15 protein-coding genes are annotated in these 20524 nt (G+C 67.2%); 4 read left to right on the top strand and 11 right to left on the bottom strand.

All coding sequences use genetic code 11. The annotated features are described in order from the left end of the window. Positions 1-53: 53 nt before the first annotated feature. The 3 genes from GIY23_RS04725 to GIY23_RS04715 all read right to left on the bottom strand — a co-directional run bounded on the left by GIY23_RS04725 (position 54) and on the right by GIY23_RS04715 (position 4485). On the bottom strand, positions 54-1418 hold the full coding sequence (locus GIY23_RS04725) for a M16 family metallopeptidase (RefSeq protein WP_154075537.1): 1365 nt from the start codon (positions 1416-1418) through the stop codon (positions 54-56). After that, positions 1415-2734: a M16 family metallopeptidase gene (locus GIY23_RS04720; protein ID WP_154075536.1), complete on the bottom strand. Its 1320-nt coding sequence runs from the start codon at positions 2732-2734 to the stop codon at positions 1415-1417. The genes GIY23_RS04725 and GIY23_RS04720 overlap by 4 nt, the downstream gene beginning before the upstream one ends. 62 nt (positions 2735-2796) lie before the next feature. Continuing rightward, on the bottom strand, positions 2797-4485 hold the full coding sequence (locus GIY23_RS04715; RefSeq protein ID WP_154075535.1) for a DUF2207 domain-containing protein: 1689 nt from the start codon (positions 4483-4485) through the stop codon (positions 2797-2799). A gap of 71 nt (positions 4486-4556) precedes the next feature. On the opposite strand from GIY23_RS04715, the gene GIY23_RS04710 reads away from it, so the two are divergent. Together GIY23_RS04710 and GIY23_RS04705 are read left to right on the top strand one after the other, a co-directional pair. Further along, a complete protein-coding gene (locus GIY23_RS04710) occupies positions 4557-5564 on the top strand; it encodes a neutral zinc metallopeptidase (RefSeq protein ID WP_154075534.1) in 1008 nt (335 codons plus the stop codon). 355 nt (positions 5565-5919) lie between these two features. Next, positions 5920-6960, top strand: coding sequence for a neutral zinc metallopeptidase (locus GIY23_RS04705; RefSeq protein ID WP_228717549.1), 1041 nt, complete (start codon positions 5920-5922; stop codon positions 6958-6960). Here GIY23_RS04705 and GIY23_RS04700 read toward each other — a convergent pair. After that, entirely contained in the window at positions 6953-7393 is a 441-nt protein-coding gene (locus tag GIY23_RS04700; protein ID WP_187352025.1) for a hypothetical protein, read from the bottom strand. The two genes, GIY23_RS04705 and GIY23_RS04700, sit on opposite strands and share 8 nt — an antisense overlap. A 209-nt stretch (positions 7394-7602) precedes the next feature. On the opposite strand from GIY23_RS04700, the gene GIY23_RS04695 reads away from it, so the two are divergent. Together GIY23_RS04695 and GIY23_RS04690 are read left to right on the top strand one after the other, a co-directional pair. Further along, positions 7603-7980: a DoxX family protein gene (locus tag GIY23_RS04695; RefSeq protein ID WP_154075532.1), complete on the top strand. Its 378-nt coding sequence runs from the start codon at positions 7603-7605 to the stop codon at positions 7978-7980. A 76-nt stretch (positions 7981-8056) separates the two neighbouring features. Next, positions 8057-8593 (top strand): hypothetical protein, encoded by a 537-nt coding sequence (locus GIY23_RS04690; RefSeq protein ID WP_154075531.1) that lies wholly within the window; start codon positions 8057-8059, stop codon positions 8591-8593. Positions 8594-8597: 4 nt separating this feature from the next. Here GIY23_RS04690 and GIY23_RS04685 read toward each other — a convergent pair whose 3' ends face one another. The 7 genes from GIY23_RS04685 to GIY23_RS04655 all read right to left on the bottom strand — a co-directional run bounded on the left by GIY23_RS04685 (position 8598) and on the right by GIY23_RS04655 (position 20519). After that, entirely contained in the window at positions 8598-9212 is a 615-nt protein-coding gene (locus GIY23_RS04685) for a hypothetical protein (RefSeq protein ID WP_154075530.1), read from the bottom strand. Positions 9213-9368: 156 nt separating this feature from the next. Further along, positions 9369-10883: a serine/threonine-protein kinase gene (locus tag GIY23_RS04680; RefSeq protein WP_154075529.1), complete on the bottom strand. Its 1515-nt coding sequence runs from the start codon at positions 10881-10883 to the stop codon at positions 9369-9371. A gap of 65 nt (positions 10884-10948) precedes the next feature. Next, positions 10949-14038, bottom strand: coding sequence for a type I restriction endonuclease subunit R (locus tag GIY23_RS04675; RefSeq protein WP_154075528.1), 3090 nt, complete (start codon positions 14036-14038; stop codon positions 10949-10951). A gap of 30 nt (positions 14039-14068) precedes the next feature. Next, the gene (locus GIY23_RS04670; RefSeq protein WP_154075527.1) at positions 14069-14968 is read right to left on the bottom strand and encodes a restriction endonuclease; all 900 of its coding nucleotides are present in this window, start codon (positions 14966-14968) and stop codon (positions 14069-14071) included. Positions 14969-14992: 24 nt separating this feature from the next. After that, entirely contained in the window at positions 14993-17206 is a 2214-nt protein-coding gene (locus GIY23_RS04665) for a DEAD/DEAH box helicase (protein ID WP_154075526.1), read from the bottom strand. A gap of 80 nt (positions 17207-17286) precedes the next feature. After that, positions 17287-18516, bottom strand: a complete 1230-nt coding sequence (locus GIY23_RS04660; RefSeq protein WP_154075525.1) for a restriction endonuclease subunit S — start codon at positions 18514-18516, stop codon at positions 17287-17289. After that, complete coding sequence (locus GIY23_RS04655) at positions 18513-20519, bottom strand: type I restriction-modification system subunit M (protein ID WP_154075524.1); 2007 nt, start codon at positions 20517-20519, stop codon at positions 18513-18515. Before GIY23_RS04655 ends, GIY23_RS04660 begins: the two co-directional genes overlap by 4 nt. Positions 20520-20524: the final 5 nt, after the last annotated feature.

Genomic DNA, 20524 nt, shown 5'->3' with positions numbered 1-20524 from the left:
GTCACGCATGAGGCGTGCCCTACGGGCACAAGAGCCAGCTCCCCAATGCCCGCTCAGCCCACCACGACGCCGCCGATGTCGTTGAGATGCGGCAGGAGCTTTTCCGCATCCCCCACGACGACGCCGGTGAAGGCGGTCGGCGCGTAGTAGCGGGCGGCCTCGGCGATCTGCTCGCCGGTGACCTGACGCAACCGATCGGGGTGCGCGGCGAGCCAATCCATCCCGAGCCCGAGCACGGCGAGCGAGGCGAGCTGGGAGGCGAGTCCGGTCTGGGAGGCGGTGGAAGTGAGCAAACTCCCGATGGCGTACTGCCGGGCCGACTCGATCTCGGTGCCTGTCGGCGGCACCAACGCGAACCGTCCGAGTTCGTACCGGGTTTCCCAGAGTGCGGCGGCGGTGACCTCGCTGGCCGTGTCGGCGTCGACGAGGATGGTGCCGTTGTCCCTGGTGAACTCGAACGCCGAGTGCGCGCCGTAGGTGTAGCCCTTGTCCTCCCGGATGTTCTCGACCAGCCGGGAGGAGAAGTAGCCGCCGAAAGTCAGGTTCGCGATCTGCAGCGCCGCGTAGCCGGGATCGGTGCGCGGCAGGCCTTGGGCGGAAAGTCGAATCTGGGACTGCACGGCACCTTCCCGGTGCACCAGCTGCACGTCCCCTCCGTCGAGCGTCGGCAGCGCGGGCAGTTTTTCGGCGGAGTTCTGCGAGGACCATCCCGACAACGCGCGTTCGACCTGCGCCACGACCGTGTCCGGGTCGAAGTCGCCGACGAGGACGAGTACCGAACCGCGCGGCAGCACCGACTCCTGGTGCAGCGTCCGCACCTCGGCGGAGTCGACTCGCGCGACGTTCTCGGCCTCGGGCACCTCGCGGACGAACGGGTGATCGCCGTAGCGGTGACGTTGCAGGGCTTCGCGGGCGATGACACGAGGCTGGGAGCGCGCGACGGCGAGCCGCTCGACGAGCCGGTCCTTCTCCCCGGCGACCTCGGTGTCCGGGTACACCGCGTCGGTCAACGCGTCGGCGAGCACGTCGAGCAGCGTGGGAAGACCGTCGGCGAGCGCGTCCCCGGTGATGCTGAGCTGCTCGGGCGTGACGACGGATTGCAGGTCGCCGCCGACCGCGGCGAGGTCGGTGTCGAAACGCACCCGGTCGCGGGTGCTGGTGCCGGTCAGCAGTGTTTCGGCGAGCACCTCGGCCCGCGCCGGGTGCATCGTGTCCTCCCCGGCGAACGGGATGCGCAGCCGGAGCTCGACCATCGGAACGGCGCCGTGGCGGGCGGCGACGACGCGGAGCCCGTTCCCGAGCACCGTGTCCACTGTGGCCGGTGGCTGGGAGGAGCGCGGTTCACCCAACGGCGGCAGCGGGCGCGGTCCGGCCTCGGTGCGGCCGATCTCCTCGGCGGTACGGTGTGCGGCGGTCATGCGGTTCCTCCAGCCGAGTCTGCCGAGTCGGAGCCTGCGGGTTCGAGTTCGAGAACGGCCCGGGCGTCGGGGCGCAGGGCCTTGGCGGCCTCGGCGACGTGCTCGACGGTGACCTCGGAGATGCGGCGCGGCAGTTCGGAGATCAGTTCGGCCTTGCCGTGCACCAGTTCGGCACTGCCGAGGTCCAGGGTGCGGGAGACGACCCGATCGTTCTCCCGGTGCAGGCCTGCCGTCCAGCGGGCGGTGACCCGAGACAGTTCTTCTGCGGTCGGCCCGGAGGACGCGAGCGCGTCGAGTTCCTCGTCGATGGCCCCGACGACCCGGTCCGCGCCGACCTCGGGGGTGTGGATCGCGGTGAACGTGAACGTGTCGGGGTCCCGCGCGTCGAGCGGTGCCCCCATCAGACCGCAGCCGGCGTGGACGTCGACGACGAGCTGGTCGCGGTAGACCATGCGCTGCTGCAACCGGGAGGCGTCGCCGTCGGTGAGCACCGCGGCCAGCACGACGTTCGCCAGGTACGCGTCGAGCTCGCCGACCGGGTCGGGCAGCCGGTGCCCGATCGCGACGGCGGGCAGCGGCGCGTGCGGATCGGCGTGATGCCCCCGCAGTTCCCGCTCCGGGAACGGTTCGGCGAACGACGGACGCTCCCGGACCGCGCGGGCGGGCACGTCGCCGAAGTGGCGGTGCACGAGCTCCGTGGTCTGCTCGACGTCGAGATCACCGGTGATCGTGAGTACCGCGTTACCCGGTGCGTAGAAGGTGTCGAAGAACGCCGCGCAGTCGTCGACGGTGGCCTCTTCGAGGTCGGTGAAGTCGCCGTAGCCGTTGTGGGCGTTGGCGAACGTGCCGTAGAGCACCGGCGGCAGCAGGATCCACGGGAACCCGCCGTAGGGCCGGTTGAGCACGTTGAGGCGGATCTCCTCCTTGACCACGTCGACCTGGTTGCGGAGGTTCTCCTCGGTGAGTTTCGGCGCCCGCATCCGGTCGGCCTCGAGGAACAGCGCACGTTCCAGCGCCGCCGAGGGCAGCACCTGGAAGTAGTCGGTGTAGTCCTGGTGCGTCGATCCGTTGAAGATGCCGCCGGAGCCCTGCACGTGCCGGAAGTGCGCGAGCTTCTCGAGGCTCTCGCTGCCCTGGAACATGAGGTGTTCGAAGAGGTGCGCGAAGCCGGTGCGGCCTTCCGGCTCGGACCGGAACCCGACGTCGTAGTGGACGCTGACGCCGACCACCGGCGCCCGCCCCGGTGCGTCGTCGGGCGCCAGCACCACGCGCAGCCCGTTGGGCAGGGTGAGTCGATGCAACTGCGGTTCCGCCATGCGTGCAGCCTACGTGCGTCCGGCACGGTCACGCTGGGTACCCACCCGAACGCGCGCGGGGCTCACCGCAGCGAACGCAGATGTCCCGCCTGAGCCAGCACCCCGTCCATCGCGTCGATCAGCAGCGGCAGGTGAGTCCGGAACCGGCGCAGGTCGGGAACCACGTGCCCGGCCTCGGTCACGTACTCGCCGTACCAGTACAGGCCGGGAGTCCCGTCGGCGCCGGGATCCAGCTCGGCGAACTCGGCGAGCCAGCGTGCGGTCTCGCCCAGCACCACGGCGTACGGCAGGGACCGGGAGAACACCACCTCGCGATCTCCGGCGGGCAGGGCGTCCGCGGTCGCGGAGTGCAGGTAGTCCCGCAAGCCCCGCACCTGGGCGACGACGGCGCTGCCACGGGAGGTGCGGGCGGGCATGAGCCCGGCACCGAACGTGAGCGCGACGCCGCCGAGCGCGACGGCGACACCGAGCAACGCCAGCGCCGAGGTCGCCGCGAGCAGCACGGTGAGCACGACGCCCGCGATCCCGAGTCCGACGCCCAGCCACCAGAACAGGTTTCGCTCGGTGTCCGGACGGCGGGTGAACCACCCGTGGTCGACGACGTCGGCGTACAGCGCGTCACGGACCCGGGTGAGATCCAGCGCTTCGCCCGCGCGCAGGTGCGAGAGCAACACTTCCCGCTGGCCCTCGCCGGTGCCGAGCAGCAGTTCGTAGACGGCGCGCTCGTAGTCCCGCAACGACTCGTCCGGCGGATTGAGCCCGACGATCCGCCAGTCGCGCGAGCCCTGCTCGCCGGGAATCTCCTCGATCCACAGGTAGTTGCGCACCGCGAGGTCGAGCATCGTCGCGGTCACGTCCACGACGTCGACGTGCTCGTCGACGACCGTGCCGACCTGGCCGGGCAGGACACCGTCGGGCGAGGCGAACGTGACGCCGTCAGGGCCGTCGACGAGAACGTCGACCGGGTCGACGTCGGCGACGAGCGCTGCGGTGTCCCTGCCCCGCACGTACCAGAGGACGCCGAACCCGCCGACGAGCGCCAGTCCGGCTCCGGCGAGCCCGGCGCCGCTGGCCGGGGTCAGCGAGAACGCCCGGGTGAGGCTGAAGGTGTCCTCGAAGACGGCGTTCGCCGGTACCGCTGCCGCGGGTAGCTGGACGGTGAAGTCGATCCGATCGCCCGGGGCCAGGTCCGACTCACTGCCACGGATCTCCTGGGTGTGGGTGATCTGGAACTCGTCGCAGGGTGTCCCCGCTCCGACCGAGCCGGTGGTGCACATGATCGACTCGCTGGGCGCCGGTACCCGGAAGTCGATCCCGACCTGCTCGAGCGGCACGTCCCAACCACCGGCGACCTGCCAGGACACCTCGTCGACCTCGCCGAGTGGCGCCACCGTCCCGTCGACGACGTACGTCACGGTCGATTCGCCGGGTTCCAGCGAGAGCCTGAACGTCTCCCCGTCGGTCTCGCCGGTTCCCGGCCCGTCGACGCTGATGTCTCGCACGCCGTGCACGCGTTCCCGCGCACCGTCGTCGGCAGGCTCGCGGAGGGGCACGGTGCGGTGCGCTGTCTGCCCTGGCGGCACCGTGATCTTCTCGGTCACCGTCAGCGCGCCGTCGCGCTCCACCGTGACGTCCACCTGGGACGAGGCGGCGCCGCGGAGTTCCTGTGCGGATGCGGCAACGGGAAGGCACAGGAAGATCGTCGCGACGATGCCGACGACGGCGGAGATCAGGACGCGCTTGTTCGACACGGCCCGAACCCTAGCGAAGGCGCGGTACGCTCTGCGCCGCAATCGACACAAGACGGGAGGCGGTTTCGGCGATGGCGAACCCGAACCGGCCGGGACGTCGCTCCCGCGGGCCCGCCGACCGTCCGACGTCGCACCGGGCCGCGCAGCGTTCGCTGTTCCGTGACGAGCCGTCCCCGTCCCGCCGTCGCCGTGGACGGATCCTGCTGGGTGTGTGCGTCCTGGTGGGCGCAGTCGGGGTGATCGCAGCGTTCGGCGTGCACTCTCCGGCGCCGCAGAACCGGACGGCACCGCCCCTTCTCACCTCCGTCGCGCCACCGCCCGCGACGCCGGAACAGTCCGACGGTGGGAACTCGGCGAGCACCGCACCGGCAACGCCGGTCGTCGCGTTGGCGGACAACCCGCTCAACGCGATGCCCACAGGTGCGCCTGAAGTCCGCTGCCCCCTTCCCGAGTTCGACGCGACCGCTGAGGGGCAGGAGGCGTATCTCGAGCAGGTGATGCCGTGCCTCAACGAGGCGTGGCGGCCGGTGCTCGAAACCGCGAACCTGCCGTTCCGTCCCGCCGACGTCGAGGTCGTCACCTCCGACGTGCGAACACCGTGCGGATCACGCTCGCCGACGCAGACGGCGCTGTACTGCGACGGCACGATCTACATGACCGCCGCCTACTACCGCGACATCGAGGGCCACGGCGACACCGCAGGCGTCTACTTCGGACAGTTGGCGCACGAGTACGGCCACCACGTTCAGGAGCTGGCCGGGATCATGGACGCCTCGTGGCAGCGACGGCAGGCGGTCGGCATGCGCACGCCCGACGGATTCGAGACCGCACGGCGGTTCGAACTCCAGGCCACCTGCTACGGGGGCATGTTCCTCTCGTCGGTGACCGGGGGCTCGGTCGCCGCGAGCACACTCGAAGAGGCACTGCGCGACTCCGGCACTCGCGGCGACTACACCGACGGACGCCCGCCCGATCACGGCAGGCCGGACGTCAACGCGACCTGGGTGCAGACCGGCTTCGACGACAACAGCGCCAGTCGCTGCGACACCTGGTCGGTCGACTCCGCACGCGTCCGGTGACCCGGGCTTCCCCCTTCACACTGATACGTAGAAGGACCGCATGACTCCTCCGCACCACCCTGGCCGGAGCGGGCATCCCCCGGCCCGGCCGGTCGCGCCGCCGCCGGCCGCCCGCCCGTTGCCGCCACGTCGAGGGTCAGTGCCGGGACGGCCACCGCAGGGTGCACCGCCCGCTCGCCCCGCTCCGCAGCAAGGGCCGGGACGGCCGAGCCCCGTGCAGCCCAGCCACGCACAGCACCGCCACGCACCGGGTCCGGCGCCTGCGCCACCCGCCGGAGCGGCGCCAGCCGCGCGGCCACCGCTGCCCCCACCGAACGTGGCCCGCCGAGCCCCGACGCACCCGCGTCACCAGCCGGTGCCCACGCCGCGTCCACCGATCCCTCCGCAGGGCAGGCCCGGTCTCCGTCCCCGCAAGAGCGGTTCCGACAAGGGCGGCATCATCGGCATCGTGATCTGTGCCGGGTTCTTGTGCCTGCTCGGCACCGCCGGACTGGCGGAGGTCGCCGACTCGGGCGACGACGCGGCGGCGCCCAGCTACGAGCCGACCTACGGCGACACCGACCAGGACACCGACAGCACGGCGAGCAGCACGATCTCGAACCCGCCCACGTCCACATCGGAAACTGCAACACCGTCGACCGAGCGGCCGGAGACATCCACCGTTCCGCCGGAACCGGCCGAGCCGGAGCCCGTGTACGCGCTCGGGAACCACCCGTTCAACATTCCCGGCAACGGAGCGGTCGAGACGGGCTGCGACCTGGCCGCGTTCGCCGTCGCTACCGACGCACAGGAGGCCTATTACCAGTCCGCCGCTCCGTGCCTCATGGACATGTGGACCCCGGCGCTGGAGGAAGCGAACCTCCCGGCCGTGGCGCCCGAGGTCATCACCTTCGACAGCGGCAGCGTGACGAACCCCTGCGGGCGACGCGACGCCGACGAGACCGCCATGTATTGCAGCGCCAACCACACGATCTACATGACCGCGTCGTACTACCGCGACGTCGAGGGGCACACCCAACCCGGCGTCTACCTGGGGCAGTTCGCGCACGAGTTCGGCCATGCCGTGCAAGGCATGACCGGCATCCTCAACGCTTACGGCACCGCTCGCCACGACGCGGGAGCCGAGACTTCCCGAGGGCTCGAGCTCAGCCGCCGCAGCGAATTGCAAGCCACCTGCTTCGGCGGGATGGCGCTCGCGTCCTTGCAGAACGGCGGGGTGAACAACAATCACATCCTCACCGCCGTGCAGGACGGTGGGCAGCGCGGCGACTATGCGGGCCGCGAACGCGACCACGGCAGCCCGGCCAACAACGCCGCGTGGGTCAACCAGGGCTTCTCGATCAACCGGATCACCGACTGCAACACGTGGCTGGCCGACGACTCGGACGTCAGCTGACGCGGCGGTTTGCCCCGAGCAGCGCGGCGAAGCCCGCTCCGGCGGAGCAGGCGAGAGTGAACAGCACCCAGGTCACCCTCGTTCTCAAGTTCCCCTGATCCGAGGCCGGGGCCGCGGCTCCCACCGGCCGGGCCGTCACGTCGTCCTGCCCCGGGGACAACCAGACCGTGATTTCGGTGCCGACGGTGTGCCCGCAGCCGTCGAACCGAACCCGCTGCGGCTGCCCGTTCACGTCGACCTCGACGAGATCACCGTTGCCGTTCGTTCCGCACGGCGTCGACTCGACGACGACGGCCACGGTCTCGACGGACTCGGTACCGGAAGCGCTCGTCCGTACATGCGGGAGCAGCACGACTCCGGCGACGGCACCACCCACCGCCGCCAGGACCAGGAGGATCAACACCACCGATGCCGAACCACGTCGCCGCGCCACGACCTTGATAATTCCAGAACACCCGAGGCCGTGGTACGTGCCTGTTGTCCCGGGGTGATCACTCCGCGTCGCAAGGGTTGCCTGGCGGCCGGGACGCGAACGGAAGAACGCAACGATCGGGCACGCGTCCGGACACGAGACACCCGCCGGTGGTGACGAAGCGAACCCGATCGTTGTGGCTGTTCAGCCCCCGGTGGCAGAGTCCGCGCATGCCGTCCTCCGAGACTCGTTCCGCGCTCGCCCTCGCAGCCACCCTCGCCGCCGCGGGCACACTGCACTTCGCGCAGCCGAAGCCGTTCGACCGGATCGTGCCTCGCGCCCTGCCCGGCACGCCGCGCACCTGGACCTACGCCAGCGGTGTCGCCGAGTTGACGTGCGCGGCCGCGGTCGCGCACCCGCGCACGCGATCGACGGGAGCGCTGGCCGCTGCGGCGCTGTTCGTGGCGGTGTTCCCGGCGAACGTACAAATGGCCGTGGACACCCGGCGCTCCCGTCCGGCCCTGCGTTACGGCTCACTCGCCCGGCTCCCGCTGCAGCTCCCGCTGATCCGGTGGGCCTGGCGTGTTCGCAGCGCGAACCAGCGGTGACGCGGCCTTACCTGCGAGGACGCTGCGTGATCGGTGTAGTTGTTGAAGATGCTCCGATCGTGCTTAAGATGCTCCGGTGCAGCATCTGGAGCACGCCGCCCACGCGCTCGGGTGGAACGGACACCTGATCCCGGACGTCGAGATCCTCGGCGCCCGCTTCGCGGCCGTCGCCGCCGTCCGTCCGGACGTGCACGCGTGGCGTCTCGAACACGAGTGGGCACCGCAGCCCGACCCGGCCTGGTTCCGTACCTGGTCGGACACCTCGACGCACGCCCACCTGCCGGTGGCGGCCGTCGACCTGCTCGGCATCCTCGTGCCCGTCCCGAAACTCAGCCGCGCCCTGCGCGCCTGCGGCACACTCATGACGCTCGCCCCTTGCAGCGTCGTCGTGCCTGCGGACGCCGAACTGCAGACGATCTCGCTGAGCGAGCTCGACTACTACGGGATCGGCGTCGTCGCGGATGCCCCGGACGCTCCCGCGGACCTCGTGCTCGCCCCGGAGGATCGGACCGGCGAGTTCGGGTCATCGCTGTTCGGCAGGTGGCTGCTCGAGGTCCTGTACTCGAAGGTACTGGCGAACCGTCCGGAACTCGCGGAGTACAACCCCCGCTGACCGCTCAGGCCGTGGTGTACTCCGCCCAGTTGAGCGCCTCGGAGTTCCACCGCATCCCCCGGTTCGGCTTCAACGTACGCAGCGCCTGCATGGTGTGCGGCCAGCGGCGGATCACGTTCGCCAGCGCAACCGGAGCCATCTGGTCACTGGTGCGGTGATGTCCGCCCGCGGCCAGCAGGGCGATCCCGCCCGGCGTGGACAGGATGTCGGTCAACGGTTCCTGCCCGGACAGCGCGGTGTTCTCCACGCTCACGACCCGGTCCGGACGCAGATCGGACGGCCAGGTGCCCCGATCGAGGTCCGCCGCCACGGGCAGGTCGCACTCGCCGCAGGCGCACTCCGTCTCGCTGGTCCAGCCGTGCCGCTTCCACGACCAGATCGCCGAATCATCGACGTCCAATGTGGACAGGGCGAGCACGTGCGGCCACGCGCCCACCACGGCGGCGAGCGTGGTCGTGGTCGCCGACCTCGGGGCCTCACCCGGGCCGTCGAAGTACCATGCGCCATCCTCGTCCCGACGCACCCTCACCAGCGGCGCCCGCATCGCGAGCACGTCCGAGTCCACCGCCACCGCCGTTTCCGGCGGGGACGCGAGCTTCCACTCCCTTTTCCCAAGCATCGCGAAGATCTTGCTAGCCGCGCGCACCCCACCACAACCGCCGCCACCCGAACGTGTGGATCTCGGCGGCACCCTCGCGGGGCGAACGGCACTCTCGCCCCACAAGACGAGGCGAAAGTGCCGTTCGCCCCGCGAGAAAGCCCGGCGGGGGTGGCGTCACTGGGCGAGTGCGTCGAGCCGACGGAGCAGCTGTCTTGCTCGGGCTGCGGGTTCGTCTAACCGTGCCTCGTCTGCCACCCGCACCACGTCATCCAGCAGCTCCCGTGCCTCGTCAGCGGAATCGGTGTGGATGAGCAGCATCGCTAGCTGAAGACGCAGCTCACAGGATCGTTCCACTTGTTCCGGCAACAGCTGCGCATGTTCGTCGACAAGAACGCGCAGGTCAGCGATAGCCGTAGTGTGTTCTCCCAGCTCGGCCCGGCAGCTCGCGATCATCTCCTTGAACGTGAGTATCTCGGTGGGGCTCACCTCGCCGCGGTCGGCGTCCGCGAGCAGCACGCGATACTCACGGAGCGCTGCCCGGTAATCGCCGCCCAGGAACGAGAACCCGGCAAGGTTCTTCCGGATCTTCACCCCGCGCTCGAAACTGAGCTGAGCACTGGCCGCGCTGTCAGCCAGCAACGTGCGCAGCAGCTCCGCCGCCTGGGTGTAGCGACCGTCGTCTACCAGTTCGTGGGCTCGCTCCTGGTCTGCACGAATGCGGTCCTCGCTCACACTCGTCGCGGGCGGCGATACGAGATCAGGCTCCTGACGTCGTGTTGAGGCGCGTGGCGCCAGCGGGGCCCGATACGGCCCAGTCGGATCGCCTTCAACCGAGCTGCTCGTGTGTTCGGGGACAGGTAGGAACGGAATGAGGCGGCGGTAGACCTCGTGTGCATTCTCCGGCCGGGACTCGGGATCCTTCGCGAGGAGGTCGAGCACCAGCTCTTCCACCTCCTCGGACACCGAGACACCGCACTGCCGCAGCGGTGCGGGCGGCTCGTCGAGGTGCTTGTGCAACAACGCGAGCGGGAGTTTCGCCGTGAATACCTGCTCACCGCACAACATCTCGTGCAGCACGCAGCCCAGCGAGTACAGGTCGCTCCGCGGCGTGGCAGTGCCGCTCATGGCCTGTTCAGGCGCCATGTAGGCCGGGGTGCCGAGCGTCTCGTGGGTGGCGGTGAGCCGGGTGACGTTCGCTCCCAATGCGGCAGCGATACCGAAGTCGAGCACCTTCACGGTCCCGTGCGAGTCCACCATCACGTTGCTCGGCTTGAGGTCCCGGTGGACCAACGAAGCATCGTGAGCAGCGGCGAGAACACCCGCGATCTGGGCACCGATCGCGGCCGCCCATCCTTCGGCGAGTGCGCCACGTTCAGCGACGAGGTCGGCCAGGTCGATGCCGTCGATCAGCTGCATCACCAGGAACAGGTCGTCGCCGTCGCTGCCCGCGTCGTGCACCGCAGGCACACCGACGTGCTCCACACGGGCCGTGAGCCGCGACTCCCGCACGAAGCGCTGCCGAATGGTTTCGGGATTCTCGGTATCGGCAATCTTGGTCGCGGGCAACAGCTTGACCGCGATCGGCCGGTCCAGCCTCGTGTCATAGGCCGCCCACACCTCTCCCATCGCACCGCGTCCGATGGGAGAGGTGAGTTCGTATCGTCCTGCGATCACTCTGTGCTGTGCCACCGACGCCTCCTTGATCGTCGGCGATCAGTGTGCCCGCGCGTGGCCATCCCGCGCAGCCTTTTCGATCACGCGACTTCGCGGTGGATCAGTTCGTACGCCCTACGTCGGCAAAGCTTGGTGTATTCCTCCTGCATGTCCTCGTCGTCGAGGAACTTGTTCATGAACTTGGTGTTGTCTTCGTGCCGTTCGATGACCTTGTTCTTGAAGTGCGTGTCGAAGACGTCGCCGAAGACTTCCTCGCTGTTGTTCAGGGCGAACGCCTTCATCCTGTTGTCGTCCGCAGCGGCTTCGACGTCGCCGAGGAAGTCGTGTTCTCCGAGGTTGGTCCCGTATCGCTCGTTGAACGCTGCGATCAGGTCCGCGAGCGAAGCCTTCTCCGGCTCGGATGCTCGCCCCGCACCAGTGCCGGCGAATCCCGGCAGCACTTGGTCGCCTTCGGGGGCCACGCGGACGTCGTGCTCCCCGGTTCGGCTGATCTTGAGGTGGGTGAGGTTCAACGGCCCCAGGTCCACAGAGGCGTCCTTGTCCCGAGGCAGCCGGTTCAGGAGGTGTTTGCCGTACAGGTACAACCGTTCGAGCTCGGCGTCGTGGTACGGCACGACCTGTGCGAGGAACGCGTACAGGCGAACATACTGCCGAAGCGCGTGGCGGAACTCCTCGGCTTCCTCGGGGTCCTCGGAATGCAGCTGCACGAACCGGTCGCGGGCGGCGTCGGTGAATCGGTAGAGCTGGGCGTGCGCCTTCGCCCAGTCCGCGTCGGTGGCGGCATCTCGTTGCGCTGCAAGGTAACCGTCGGCGAACGCTTGCATCTCGGAATCCACGAGCAGCCCGAACGCCATCACGCTGTGCTGACTGGTGTACAGCATGTTCGGGTCGGTGGGCGGAGTCAGTGCCGTCTCGTGGAACTGCTGGAACTGCTCCTGGATCGCCTCCGCTTCGTTGGCGAAGTCGAGAACGAAGACGTCTTCCTGTGATTTGAGCGGATGGGTTCGGTTCAGCCGCGACAGCGTCTGCACCGCCGCGACGCCCTTCAACTGCTTGTCCACGTACATCGTGGTCAGCAGCGGCTGATCGAAGCCGGTCTGGTACTTGTCGGCAACGACAAGGATCCGGTATTCCTGCGTGTCGGTGTGCGCGGCGTTCGGGTCGTCGAGCTTGGTGTAGGCGAACCGCCTCGGCAGTTCCCGGTCGCTGAATCCGTTGAGGCTGGATTCGCTGACTTCGTCGTCGTCGATGGTGAGCTGGCCGGAGATCGCCACGAGCGGAGTGGGCTGGCTGTACCCACGGATGTCGACGTACTTCCGGATCGCCCAGAACAATCGCACTGCGTGTTCGCGGGATCGGGTCACCACCATCGCCTTGGCACGTCCTCCGAGCTGGTTGGCCGTGTGGTGACGGAAATGTTCGACGATGATCTCGGCGCGCTGCTCCATGCTGGTCGGGTGCAGCTCGGCGTAGCGTGCGAGCGCCGCCTTGGCCTTGCGTTCATCGACTTCTTTCGATTCGTTCGCAGGGTCGGTCGCGAGGCGGTAGTACGTCTTGTACGTGATGTAGTTGCGCAGCACGTCGAGGATGAATCCTTCGTCGATGGCTTGGCGCATCGAGTACACGTGGAACGGCTCGTGGTTGCCCATCGCGTTCCGTCGTCCGAACAGTTCCAGTGTCTTGGGCTTGGGCGTGGCAGTGAACGCGAACCAGGACATGTTGGGGTGCTGCTTGCGCGCAAGGGCGGAGGCGGTCAGCAGATCGAGGTCTTCGTCGATGTCGTCGCTGCCGAGTTTGAGCAACACCTTCTTGAGATCGCTGGCAGCGTCCCCGGACTGGGAGGAGTGCGCCTCGTCGACGATGAGCGCGAACCGTTGTTGACCGACGGCTTGCACCTGGTCGAGGACGAACGGAAAGGTCTGGATCGTCGCGATGAGTACCTTCACCCCCGAGTCCTGCAGCGCCCACGCGACGTGCGCTGACTTGGACCCGCCTCGGGTCCCGGTGATCCGTTCGACCACACCTGGTACGTGATCGAACTGGTAGATCGTTTCCTGAAGCTGGCGATCGAGGATGGTGCGGTCGGTGATGACGATGACCTTGTCGAAAACCTGCTCGTTGGGCCCCAGGCCCGCCTGCGGGTCCAGTTCCGCAGCCTCACCGGGTGTGTGCAGGCTGGACAGTCGGTGTGCGAGCCAGGCGATCGTGTTGGACTTGCCCGATCCCGCCGAGTGCATGACGAGGTAGTTGTCCCCGGAGCCGTGGCGAGCGACGTGATCGGTGAGCCTCAGCACCGCGTCCCATTGGTGGTAGCGCGGGAAGATCGTGGTGAGTTCGGCGCGTTTGCGACCTCGACTCCGGGCCCGTCCGCCTTGAGGTGCCTGCACGTGCACGAAGCGACGCAACAGGTCGAGCCAGTTGTCCCGCTGCCAGATCTGCTTCCACAGGTATGCGGTGCGGTAGTCCCCGTCAGCTGCGGGCGGGTTGCCACCTGCGCCGGACACACTGGGTCCGTTGGATCCGGTGTTGAACGGCAGGAACCGGGTGCTCTCGCCTTCCAGCTTGGTTGTGAGAAACACCAGCTCGGGGTCCACGGCGAAGTGCACGAGGGCGCGCCGCGACAACAGTAGGTCGGTCGGGTCGCGGTCGGAACGGTACTGCTGCTTGGCGTTTTCGACGGTCTGGCCGGTGAGGTGGTTCTTGAGTTCCGCGGTGGCGACGGGAATCCCGTTGAGGAACAGCACGAGGTCCAGCGAGTCGCGCGGGTTCTTCGCGGAGTGGTGCAGTTGTCGTGTCACGGTCAGGCGGTTGGCCTCGTACTCCACGAGCGCATCGGCCGCGACGGTGTGGGCGGGCCGGAAGAACGCGATCTGGATCTGCACGCCGCGGTCTTTCACACCGTTGCGCAGTACGTCCAACGTGCCGCGCTCGTCGATCTGTGCGGCGACCAGGCGCGCGAAAGCACGCTGTGCTTCGTCGGCGTCGCTGTAGTAGTCGCGGATGCGGTCCCATTCCCGCGGCTGGGTGGCGCCGAGGAACGCGGTGAGTTCGGCGGTGTCGATGGCGACGTCGGGTTCGTAGTGGTCCCGGCTTCCCTGTCGCCACCCGTTGGCGAGCAGATGGTTTTCGATCGCGGCCTCGAAAGCGGCTTCACTGTGCACGGCGCTCATGTTGTTCCCCATGTTCGTGTTGAGTGGTTGTCACTCGAAGAAGTCCTCGTCGACGCGTTTGAGGACGAAGGTTCGTTCGTCCTGGACCCCGACGTTGTAGAGCAGCATCAGCTCGGCGAGCCGATGTCCGTCGATGAGGATGATCCGGTTCGCGATGCGCTCCACGTAGGAGGTGGCGTCCTGCGTGAAGCGGCTCGTCGTGATGAACACGCCACGATCGGCCTGTACCCCGTGCAGGGCTCCGACGAAGGCCTGGATGTCGGGGCGTCCGACGCTGTGGTCGGTGTAGCGCTTGGCTTGCACGTACACGCGGTCGAGCCCGAGCTCATCCTGGCGGATGGTGCCGTCGATCCCGCCGTCGCCGGAACGGCCCCAGTGTTCGGTGGCGCCGGTGCGTCCGCCGTAGCCCATCGCGGTGAGCAAGCGGAGCACGAGCTTTTCCAGGAACGCCGGATCCTGCGTCGTGACGCGGCGCAAGAGTTCGCTGGTGAGCGCTTCGTCGTTCTCCCGGACAGCTGCTGCCACCGTCTCCCAGGGCGTGGCCGTCTCGGTCGATTCGTCGGCGTTCGCATCGTCAGGAGTCTTCCTGGTACGACTGCGGAACTCCCGGTATTCCTCGAACTGGGACAGGTAGGTCGCGTCGATCTGATCCGGAGGGTCGGCGAGAACCTTTCGCCCTCGTTCGGTGATTTGCACCGTGCCTCGGCGCGGTCGATCCACGAGGCCAGCTTGGAACAGATGGGTGTGCACCCATTGCACACGACCGTCCAGCCGGTATCCGCCGCTTGCGATGGTTTCGGCAAGGTCGTCGTCGGTGAGCTCGAACTCACGGATGCAGCTGTCACGTTGGTCGCGCCAGTGCCGCGCTTCGCCGTCGCCGAGGAAACTCAGCAGCGGGAGCATCATGCTCCGGAACTCGGGTACAGCCATGGTGTCGCTTTCCCTCGGGGTTGTTCAGTCCAGGCCGAGTCGTTGCCGTTCGACCTGGACGATGCGCCGGTCCACGGGCACGTCGGCGTCGTGCAACAGGTCGGCGTTGAGGTAGCTCCTGTCGACGGCCGCGGGGTCGGCGAGCTTCGCGGCGCTCTCGCGTGCGTAGGCGTCGAAGAGTCTGGCTTTGCCTTCGAGGACCTCCATCAGCCGTTGATCGACGGTGTCCTTGGCGAGCAGTCGATGGACGTGCACCTTGCGGGTCTGCCCCATGCGATGGGCACGGGCGATGGCTTGGTTTTCGGTGCTGGGTTTGAGCTGCGGTTCGGCGAGGATGACCACGCTCGCGGCCTGAATGTTGAGACCGACTCCGCCTGCGGTGATCTGGCTGGCAAGCACGGCATGGCCGTCCCGATTGCCGAATTCGGCAACCAGCGCTTGTTTCTCGTTCGGGCCGAGCGCTCCGGTCAACGGCTGGGACATCGCTGCCTCGCCTACCGCCTGCTGCACCGTCTGAAGCACGTCGAGGAAGTAGGAGAACACGATGACTTTCCAGCCGTTCTCCCTTGATTCCTCCACGATCTCCCGGAGCCGTTCGATCTTCGCCGATTGGAGTCCGGTCTGGTAAGCGGCCTGACGCATCGCCATGAAGTTGCTGCGCTGCACCGCCGACCGGTACGCGGCGTGGTCGGCGGGGCCGAGTTCCACCCAGTCCTCGAGTTCGAGCTTGTCCGGTAGTTCGGTCAGCACGTCGTCCTGATTGCGGCGCAGGTACACCGGCGCAACCGCACGGCGGAACGCCGTCGCGCCCGCGAGGGTGTCCTGGACACTGACCTTCGCGGCGACGGCGGGTTGCAAGTAGTCGACGAGGTTCCGGAACTCCTCGACCTTGTTCTCCATCGGTGTCCCGGTGAGGAACAGGGTGCGCTCGGCCCGGCTGCCCGCGTCCGCCACCGCCCGGGACCGCTTGGCGTCGGGGTTCTTGACGTAGTGCGCCTCGTCTACCACCAGGAGTCCGACGCGCACCTCGTCGAGACCCCGCAGCCGTTGCAGGGTCTCGAAGGTGGTGACGGCGACGCCACCTTCCCGGAGCCAAGTTCGGATGACGTGCTGACGCATCGTTCCATGCAGTGTGTACGGTTTCAGCTTGCTGTGCCGGGCCGTTTCGTCGGCCCAGTTCATGACCACGCTGGCGGGGCAGACGACGAGGAAGTGTCTGCGACCGTGGGCGGCGATGTGGGCCATGGTGGCGAGCGCTTGGATCGTCTTGCCGAGCCCCATCTCGTCACCGAGGATCGATTTCTCCCGCGAGATCGCGTACTTCGCCCCGAAGTCCTGGTAACCGCGCAGCGTCACAGTCAGCAGCGAGGTGTCCAGCGGGACGGCACGGATCTCGCGTTCGAGTTCGGTCGGGATGTGGCCGGTGGCGGACCCTCCCGGCTCGGCGCTGCTGCCGGCGAGTTCGGCGAGCTTGGTGTTGTAGGCGGCGGCCCGATGTTCGTAGTCCAGCCACAGCGAGTTCGGGTCACGCGTCTCGGTACTCGCCGCGACCCGACGGAACGCCGCGTTGATGTCCGCGACACGTGGTTCGGCGAGCAAGGTATCGAGACGACCGAGTGCGCTGAGCGCTTCGTCCTTTTTCCGTCTGCGGGCGAAGAACATGCGCGCCTTGTGAGTGGCACGCCGGGCGAGCGGGCCGAGGGCTTCGACCTCGTCGAGTGCAGCACGCGTGGTGTGGCCTTGTTCGGACACTTCGTGCTCGGCGACCTGCAGCGCTCGCAGCGTCCCGATCAGCTCGGTCTGTGCGGAGGGACGCGCGTCGGGGTCGAGACGCACGACCATCTCGCGCTCGGCCGCCTCCGCGAGATTCCACGCGGCCTGCTGCGCGTGTTGTGCGGTGGCCTGCCCCACGCCCGGAACCGCCAGCAAGTGCTCGGGGCGAGCGGCGGCGACGGCGCCAACCGAGTCGTAGCCCGCCTTTCGCAGGTTTCCGATACGCAAGCCACCGGTTCCCGCGTCCCGAAGCTTTTCAACCGGCATGGCAGACAGCCGTTGGTGGACCGCCCAGTGGCGCAGCGCTCGGTACTGTTCTTGCGCGCGCTCGCGCAGGCGTGCGGGTTCGGCCAGGAACCAGGTGGCGGCGTCCCGGAAGGACCGCGCGGCGGCGAGCACCGACGCGGCCTGCGACGGCTGCACGGTCGCGGCAGCGCGGGGTGTGTCCTGCGGTGGTTCGCCCATCACTGCCTCTCTGTCCTGCCGGTGGTGCCGTCACCGTCTCGCGACACCCGCACACCAACATCCACCATCCGAGTGACCGGCTACGCCCGCAGATCCGCCGTCGCCCGGCCCGCCGACGTCACGTCGATCTGCCCGGTCACAGCCGCGGTGATGAGGGCCTGCTTCCGCTCCGCGAGGAGTTCGAGCCTCTTGTTCAGTAGCTCGGTCTTGGACCGATAGAGTCCTTCTTCACGCTCAAGGAACCGCACAATTTCTCGTTGAGTACTCACATCCGGGGCCGGAATTCGGAGCGAACGCACCGTATCTTGACTAATGTTTGGCTGACCACCACCAGTCGCCATTTTAAGAATGTCCCCCCGGAACCCCAATAGCCAAAAATATGCATACTCGGTCGTCAAACTTGCCGGGCTATACAAGACACAACAAGCTTGATTCACGCAGCAGGAAGTTCCCGTTATTCCAACCCGCCCGACGGTTGCTCCGTACATTGCGACGACAAGTACTCCCGGTTCATAGACGCGCAAAGCCGAGTGATCCCGCAACGCTTCATTACTCAGGCTGTTTTTTACAACGTCAACGAGCCCATCCCTCAGATCGGACGTGTTAATCCATGGGACGTCGTCTCCGCAGTACCGTTCGTCGTCCAAACGGGGCGTCGTTCCGCTTCCTGTCTTGAACGTCCGTCCGATCTTGCGAAGCGTCCATCCGCTAGCCATCCTCGGCATCCAGGGAACGCCGGTCGGGCTGGCGACTCTCGCCGCTCCACGTGTGGTCATCTGACGAACTTGCACAATCCTCCGCTCTGCCAGGACGGTCAACTGAACTCGGGTTAAGGCAACAAGCTCATCGATGCGGGAGGTTTCGGCGTCGAGGAAGTCGGCGATGCGGCGCTGCTCCTCCAGCGGCGGCACGTGGAGCCGGTAATCCGCCATTCCCTCCCAGGAGGTGCGCGGCATCTTGGATCCGTACGAAGTCGCGACAGCCCAGTCGATCCACGGACGCGACAAGGAGGTGTAAAAAAGGTAACGACTGTCAAGATCGCGACCGGCACGCAACACCATGAGCTCGCTTGTCCCAGTGCGAGCAACTTTAGCAAGGTGCGACTTCGCCAGATACGGACGCAACTTACTAAAAAGAACGTCACCCTTCTTATGTTGAAGACTGTCCTCAGCCGCCTTAAATTCCAGCTCGCCGGAATTCAATGATCCACTGCCCGAATGCAGGTTCTCAAGCGCAACGAACTCACGAAGGGTACCGTCGTTCTTTTCAACGATGTGGGTCACCAAGTTCTTGAGCCGCACCTCGTTCACTCCGTCACCTCCGTCAGGAGGCGCTGGATCTCGCCCTCCAGCTGCTTCAGCTCGGCGTCGATCTCCTCCAGTGGTCTGGGCGGCACGTATTTGTAGAAGTGCCGTGTGAAGGGGATCTCGTAGCCGATCTTCGTCTTGGTGTGGTCCACCCAGGCGTCGGGGACGTGCGGGTGCACCTCGCGGGCGACGTAGACGTCGATGTCCTCGTCGAGGGGCACGTTCTCGTTGTCCCGCAGGTCCGGGTCGGGCAACGCGTCGCCGGTCTTCGGGTCGGTCTGCAGCTCACCGTCCTCGTCGGAGACCGCGACCGCGCCGAGGACGGCCTTGCTCACCGGTGCGGGCAGCTTCGCGACAGCACCGGACTCGGCGAGTGCGCCGCGCAGCGCCGACTCGAAGTCTACCTTCTTCCACCACGTCTGTCCGGTCAGCGTCCGCAGCGCTGCTAGCAACGCCTCGCTGCCATCGAACTTCGCGAGCGGCTTGGCCGCCTCGACCTGGGTGACGGTGTCCTCGGTGAGCTCGAACCGTTGCCGCAGCGGGCGTTCCACGGTGATGCGCTGGTACCCGAAGTCGGTGGTGTCGAAGACCTTCACCTTCTCGTGCAACGGGTGCGACTCGTCGGTCGCCGCCGACGACGCCTGCTCGTAGAGCTCGGTGAGCTGGTGGATCTGCTCGTCGGTGACGTACTTTCGCTTGTCGCCGAGACTCTTGCGCATCTTCGCCCAGTACTCGCGCGCGTCGAGCAGGGTGACTTTGCCCTTGTGCTGCGGGGCCTTCCGGTTCGTCAGGATCCAGAAGTACGTGGAGATCCCGGTGTTGTAGAACAACTGGTCCGGCAGCGCGACGATGCCCTCCAGCAGGTCGTTCTCCAGGATCCAGCGCCGAATCTCCGACTCCCCCGACCCTGCCGAGCCGGTGAAAAGTGGCGAACCGTTGAACACGATCGCGACCCGCGAACCGCCGTCCTCCGGCGACCTCATGTGCGCGATCATGTGCTGCAGGAACAGCAACGACCCGTCGTTGATCCGCGGCAACCCTGCGCCGAAGCGTCCCGCGTGACCGAGCTGGGCCTCCCGCTCCACGTCGTCGCGGACCTTCTTCCACTCCACACCGAACGGCGGATTCGCCAGCATGTAGTCGAACTTCGTGCCGTAGTGCCGGTCGTGGCTGAACGAGTTGCCGTGGTGGATGTTCTGCGCCTCCTGGTTCTTGATCAGGAGGTCGGACTTGCAGATCGCGTACGACTCGGCGTTGAGTTCCTGCCCGAACACCGTCACGTGCGCGTTCGAGTTGTGCGAGGTGATGAACTCCTCGGCCGCGGAGAGCATCCCGCCCGTTCCGCACGCCGGGTCGAGCACCCGCAGCATCGCGCCGGGGGCCGTGACCTTCGCCTGGTCAGGCGCGAGCAGCAGGTTCACCATGAGCTTGATGACCTCACGTGGGGTGAAGTGCTCACCGGCGGTCTCGTTGGAGATTTCGGAGAACCGCCGGATCAGTTCCTCGAACAGGTACCCCATCTGGTGGTTCGACACGACCTCCGGATGCAGGTCCGCCTCGGCGAACTTGCCGACGACCTGATACAGGATCCCGGCGCTCTGAAGCCGATTGATCTGCGTCTCGAAGTCGTACTTGTCCAGGATGTCCTGCGCCTCATCCGAGAAGCTGCCGATGAAGGACTTCAGGTTCTTCCCGACCTTGTCCTGGTCGGCCAGCAGCGAGGTCAACCCCGGCACTCCACGTTGGAAGGTGAACTTGCTGGTGTTGTAGAAGCTGTAGCCCGAGAGCCGGGTCAACAACCGTTCCGGGTTGCCGGTCCCGTCCTTCTTCGCCTTCTCCCAGCGTTCCAGCACCGCAGCCCGCGTCGGCTCCAGAACACAGTCGAGCCTGCGCAGCACCGTCAACGGCAGGATCACCTTGCCGTACTCGGACTGCTTGAAGTCACCACGCAGGAGGTCCGCGACGGACCAGATGAAGCCCGCCAGCTCCTGATGCTTGCTACTCACGTTCC

Source organism: Allosaccharopolyspora coralli (assembly GCF_009664835.1).
Classification (GTDB): domain Bacteria; phylum Actinomycetota; class Actinomycetes; order Mycobacteriales; family Pseudonocardiaceae; genus Allosaccharopolyspora; species Allosaccharopolyspora coralli.
The sequence above is the reverse complement of the archived record's forward strand: the minus strand, read 5'-3'. Positions and strand labels throughout refer to the sequence as shown.

What these genes read in the sequence shown, in the direction of transcription:
- GIY23_RS04675 (WP_154075528.1), bottom strand. Translation starts at nt 14,038, where the DNA reads ATGAGCGCCGTGCACAGTGAAGCCGCTTTCGAGGCCGCGATCGAAAAC.
- GIY23_RS04685 (WP_154075530.1), bottom strand. Translation starts at nt 9,212, where the DNA reads ATGCTTGGGAAAAGGGAGTGGAAGCTCGCGTCCCCGCCGGAAACGGCG.
- GIY23_RS04665 (WP_154075526.1), bottom strand. Translation starts at nt 17,206, where the DNA reads ATGGGCGAACCACCGCAGGACACACCCCGCGCTGCCGCGACCGTGCAG.
- GIY23_RS04720 (WP_154075536.1), bottom strand. Translation starts at nt 2,734, where the DNA reads ATGGCGGAACCGCAGTTGCATCGACTCACCCTGCCCAACGGGCTGCGC.
- GIY23_RS04670 (WP_154075527.1), bottom strand. Translation starts at nt 14,968, where the DNA reads ATGGCTGTACCCGAGTTCCGGAGCATGATGCTCCCGCTGCTGAGTTTC.
- GIY23_RS04725 (WP_154075537.1), bottom strand. Translation starts at nt 1,418, where the DNA reads ATGACCGCCGCACACCGTACCGCCGAGGAGATCGGCCGCACCGAGGCC.
- GIY23_RS04710 (WP_154075534.1), top strand. Translation starts at nt 4,557, where the DNA reads ATGGCGAACCCGAACCGGCCGGGACGTCGCTCCCGCGGGCCCGCCGAC.
- GIY23_RS04695 (WP_154075532.1), top strand. Translation starts at nt 7,603, where the DNA reads ATGCCGTCCTCCGAGACTCGTTCCGCGCTCGCCCTCGCAGCCACCCTC.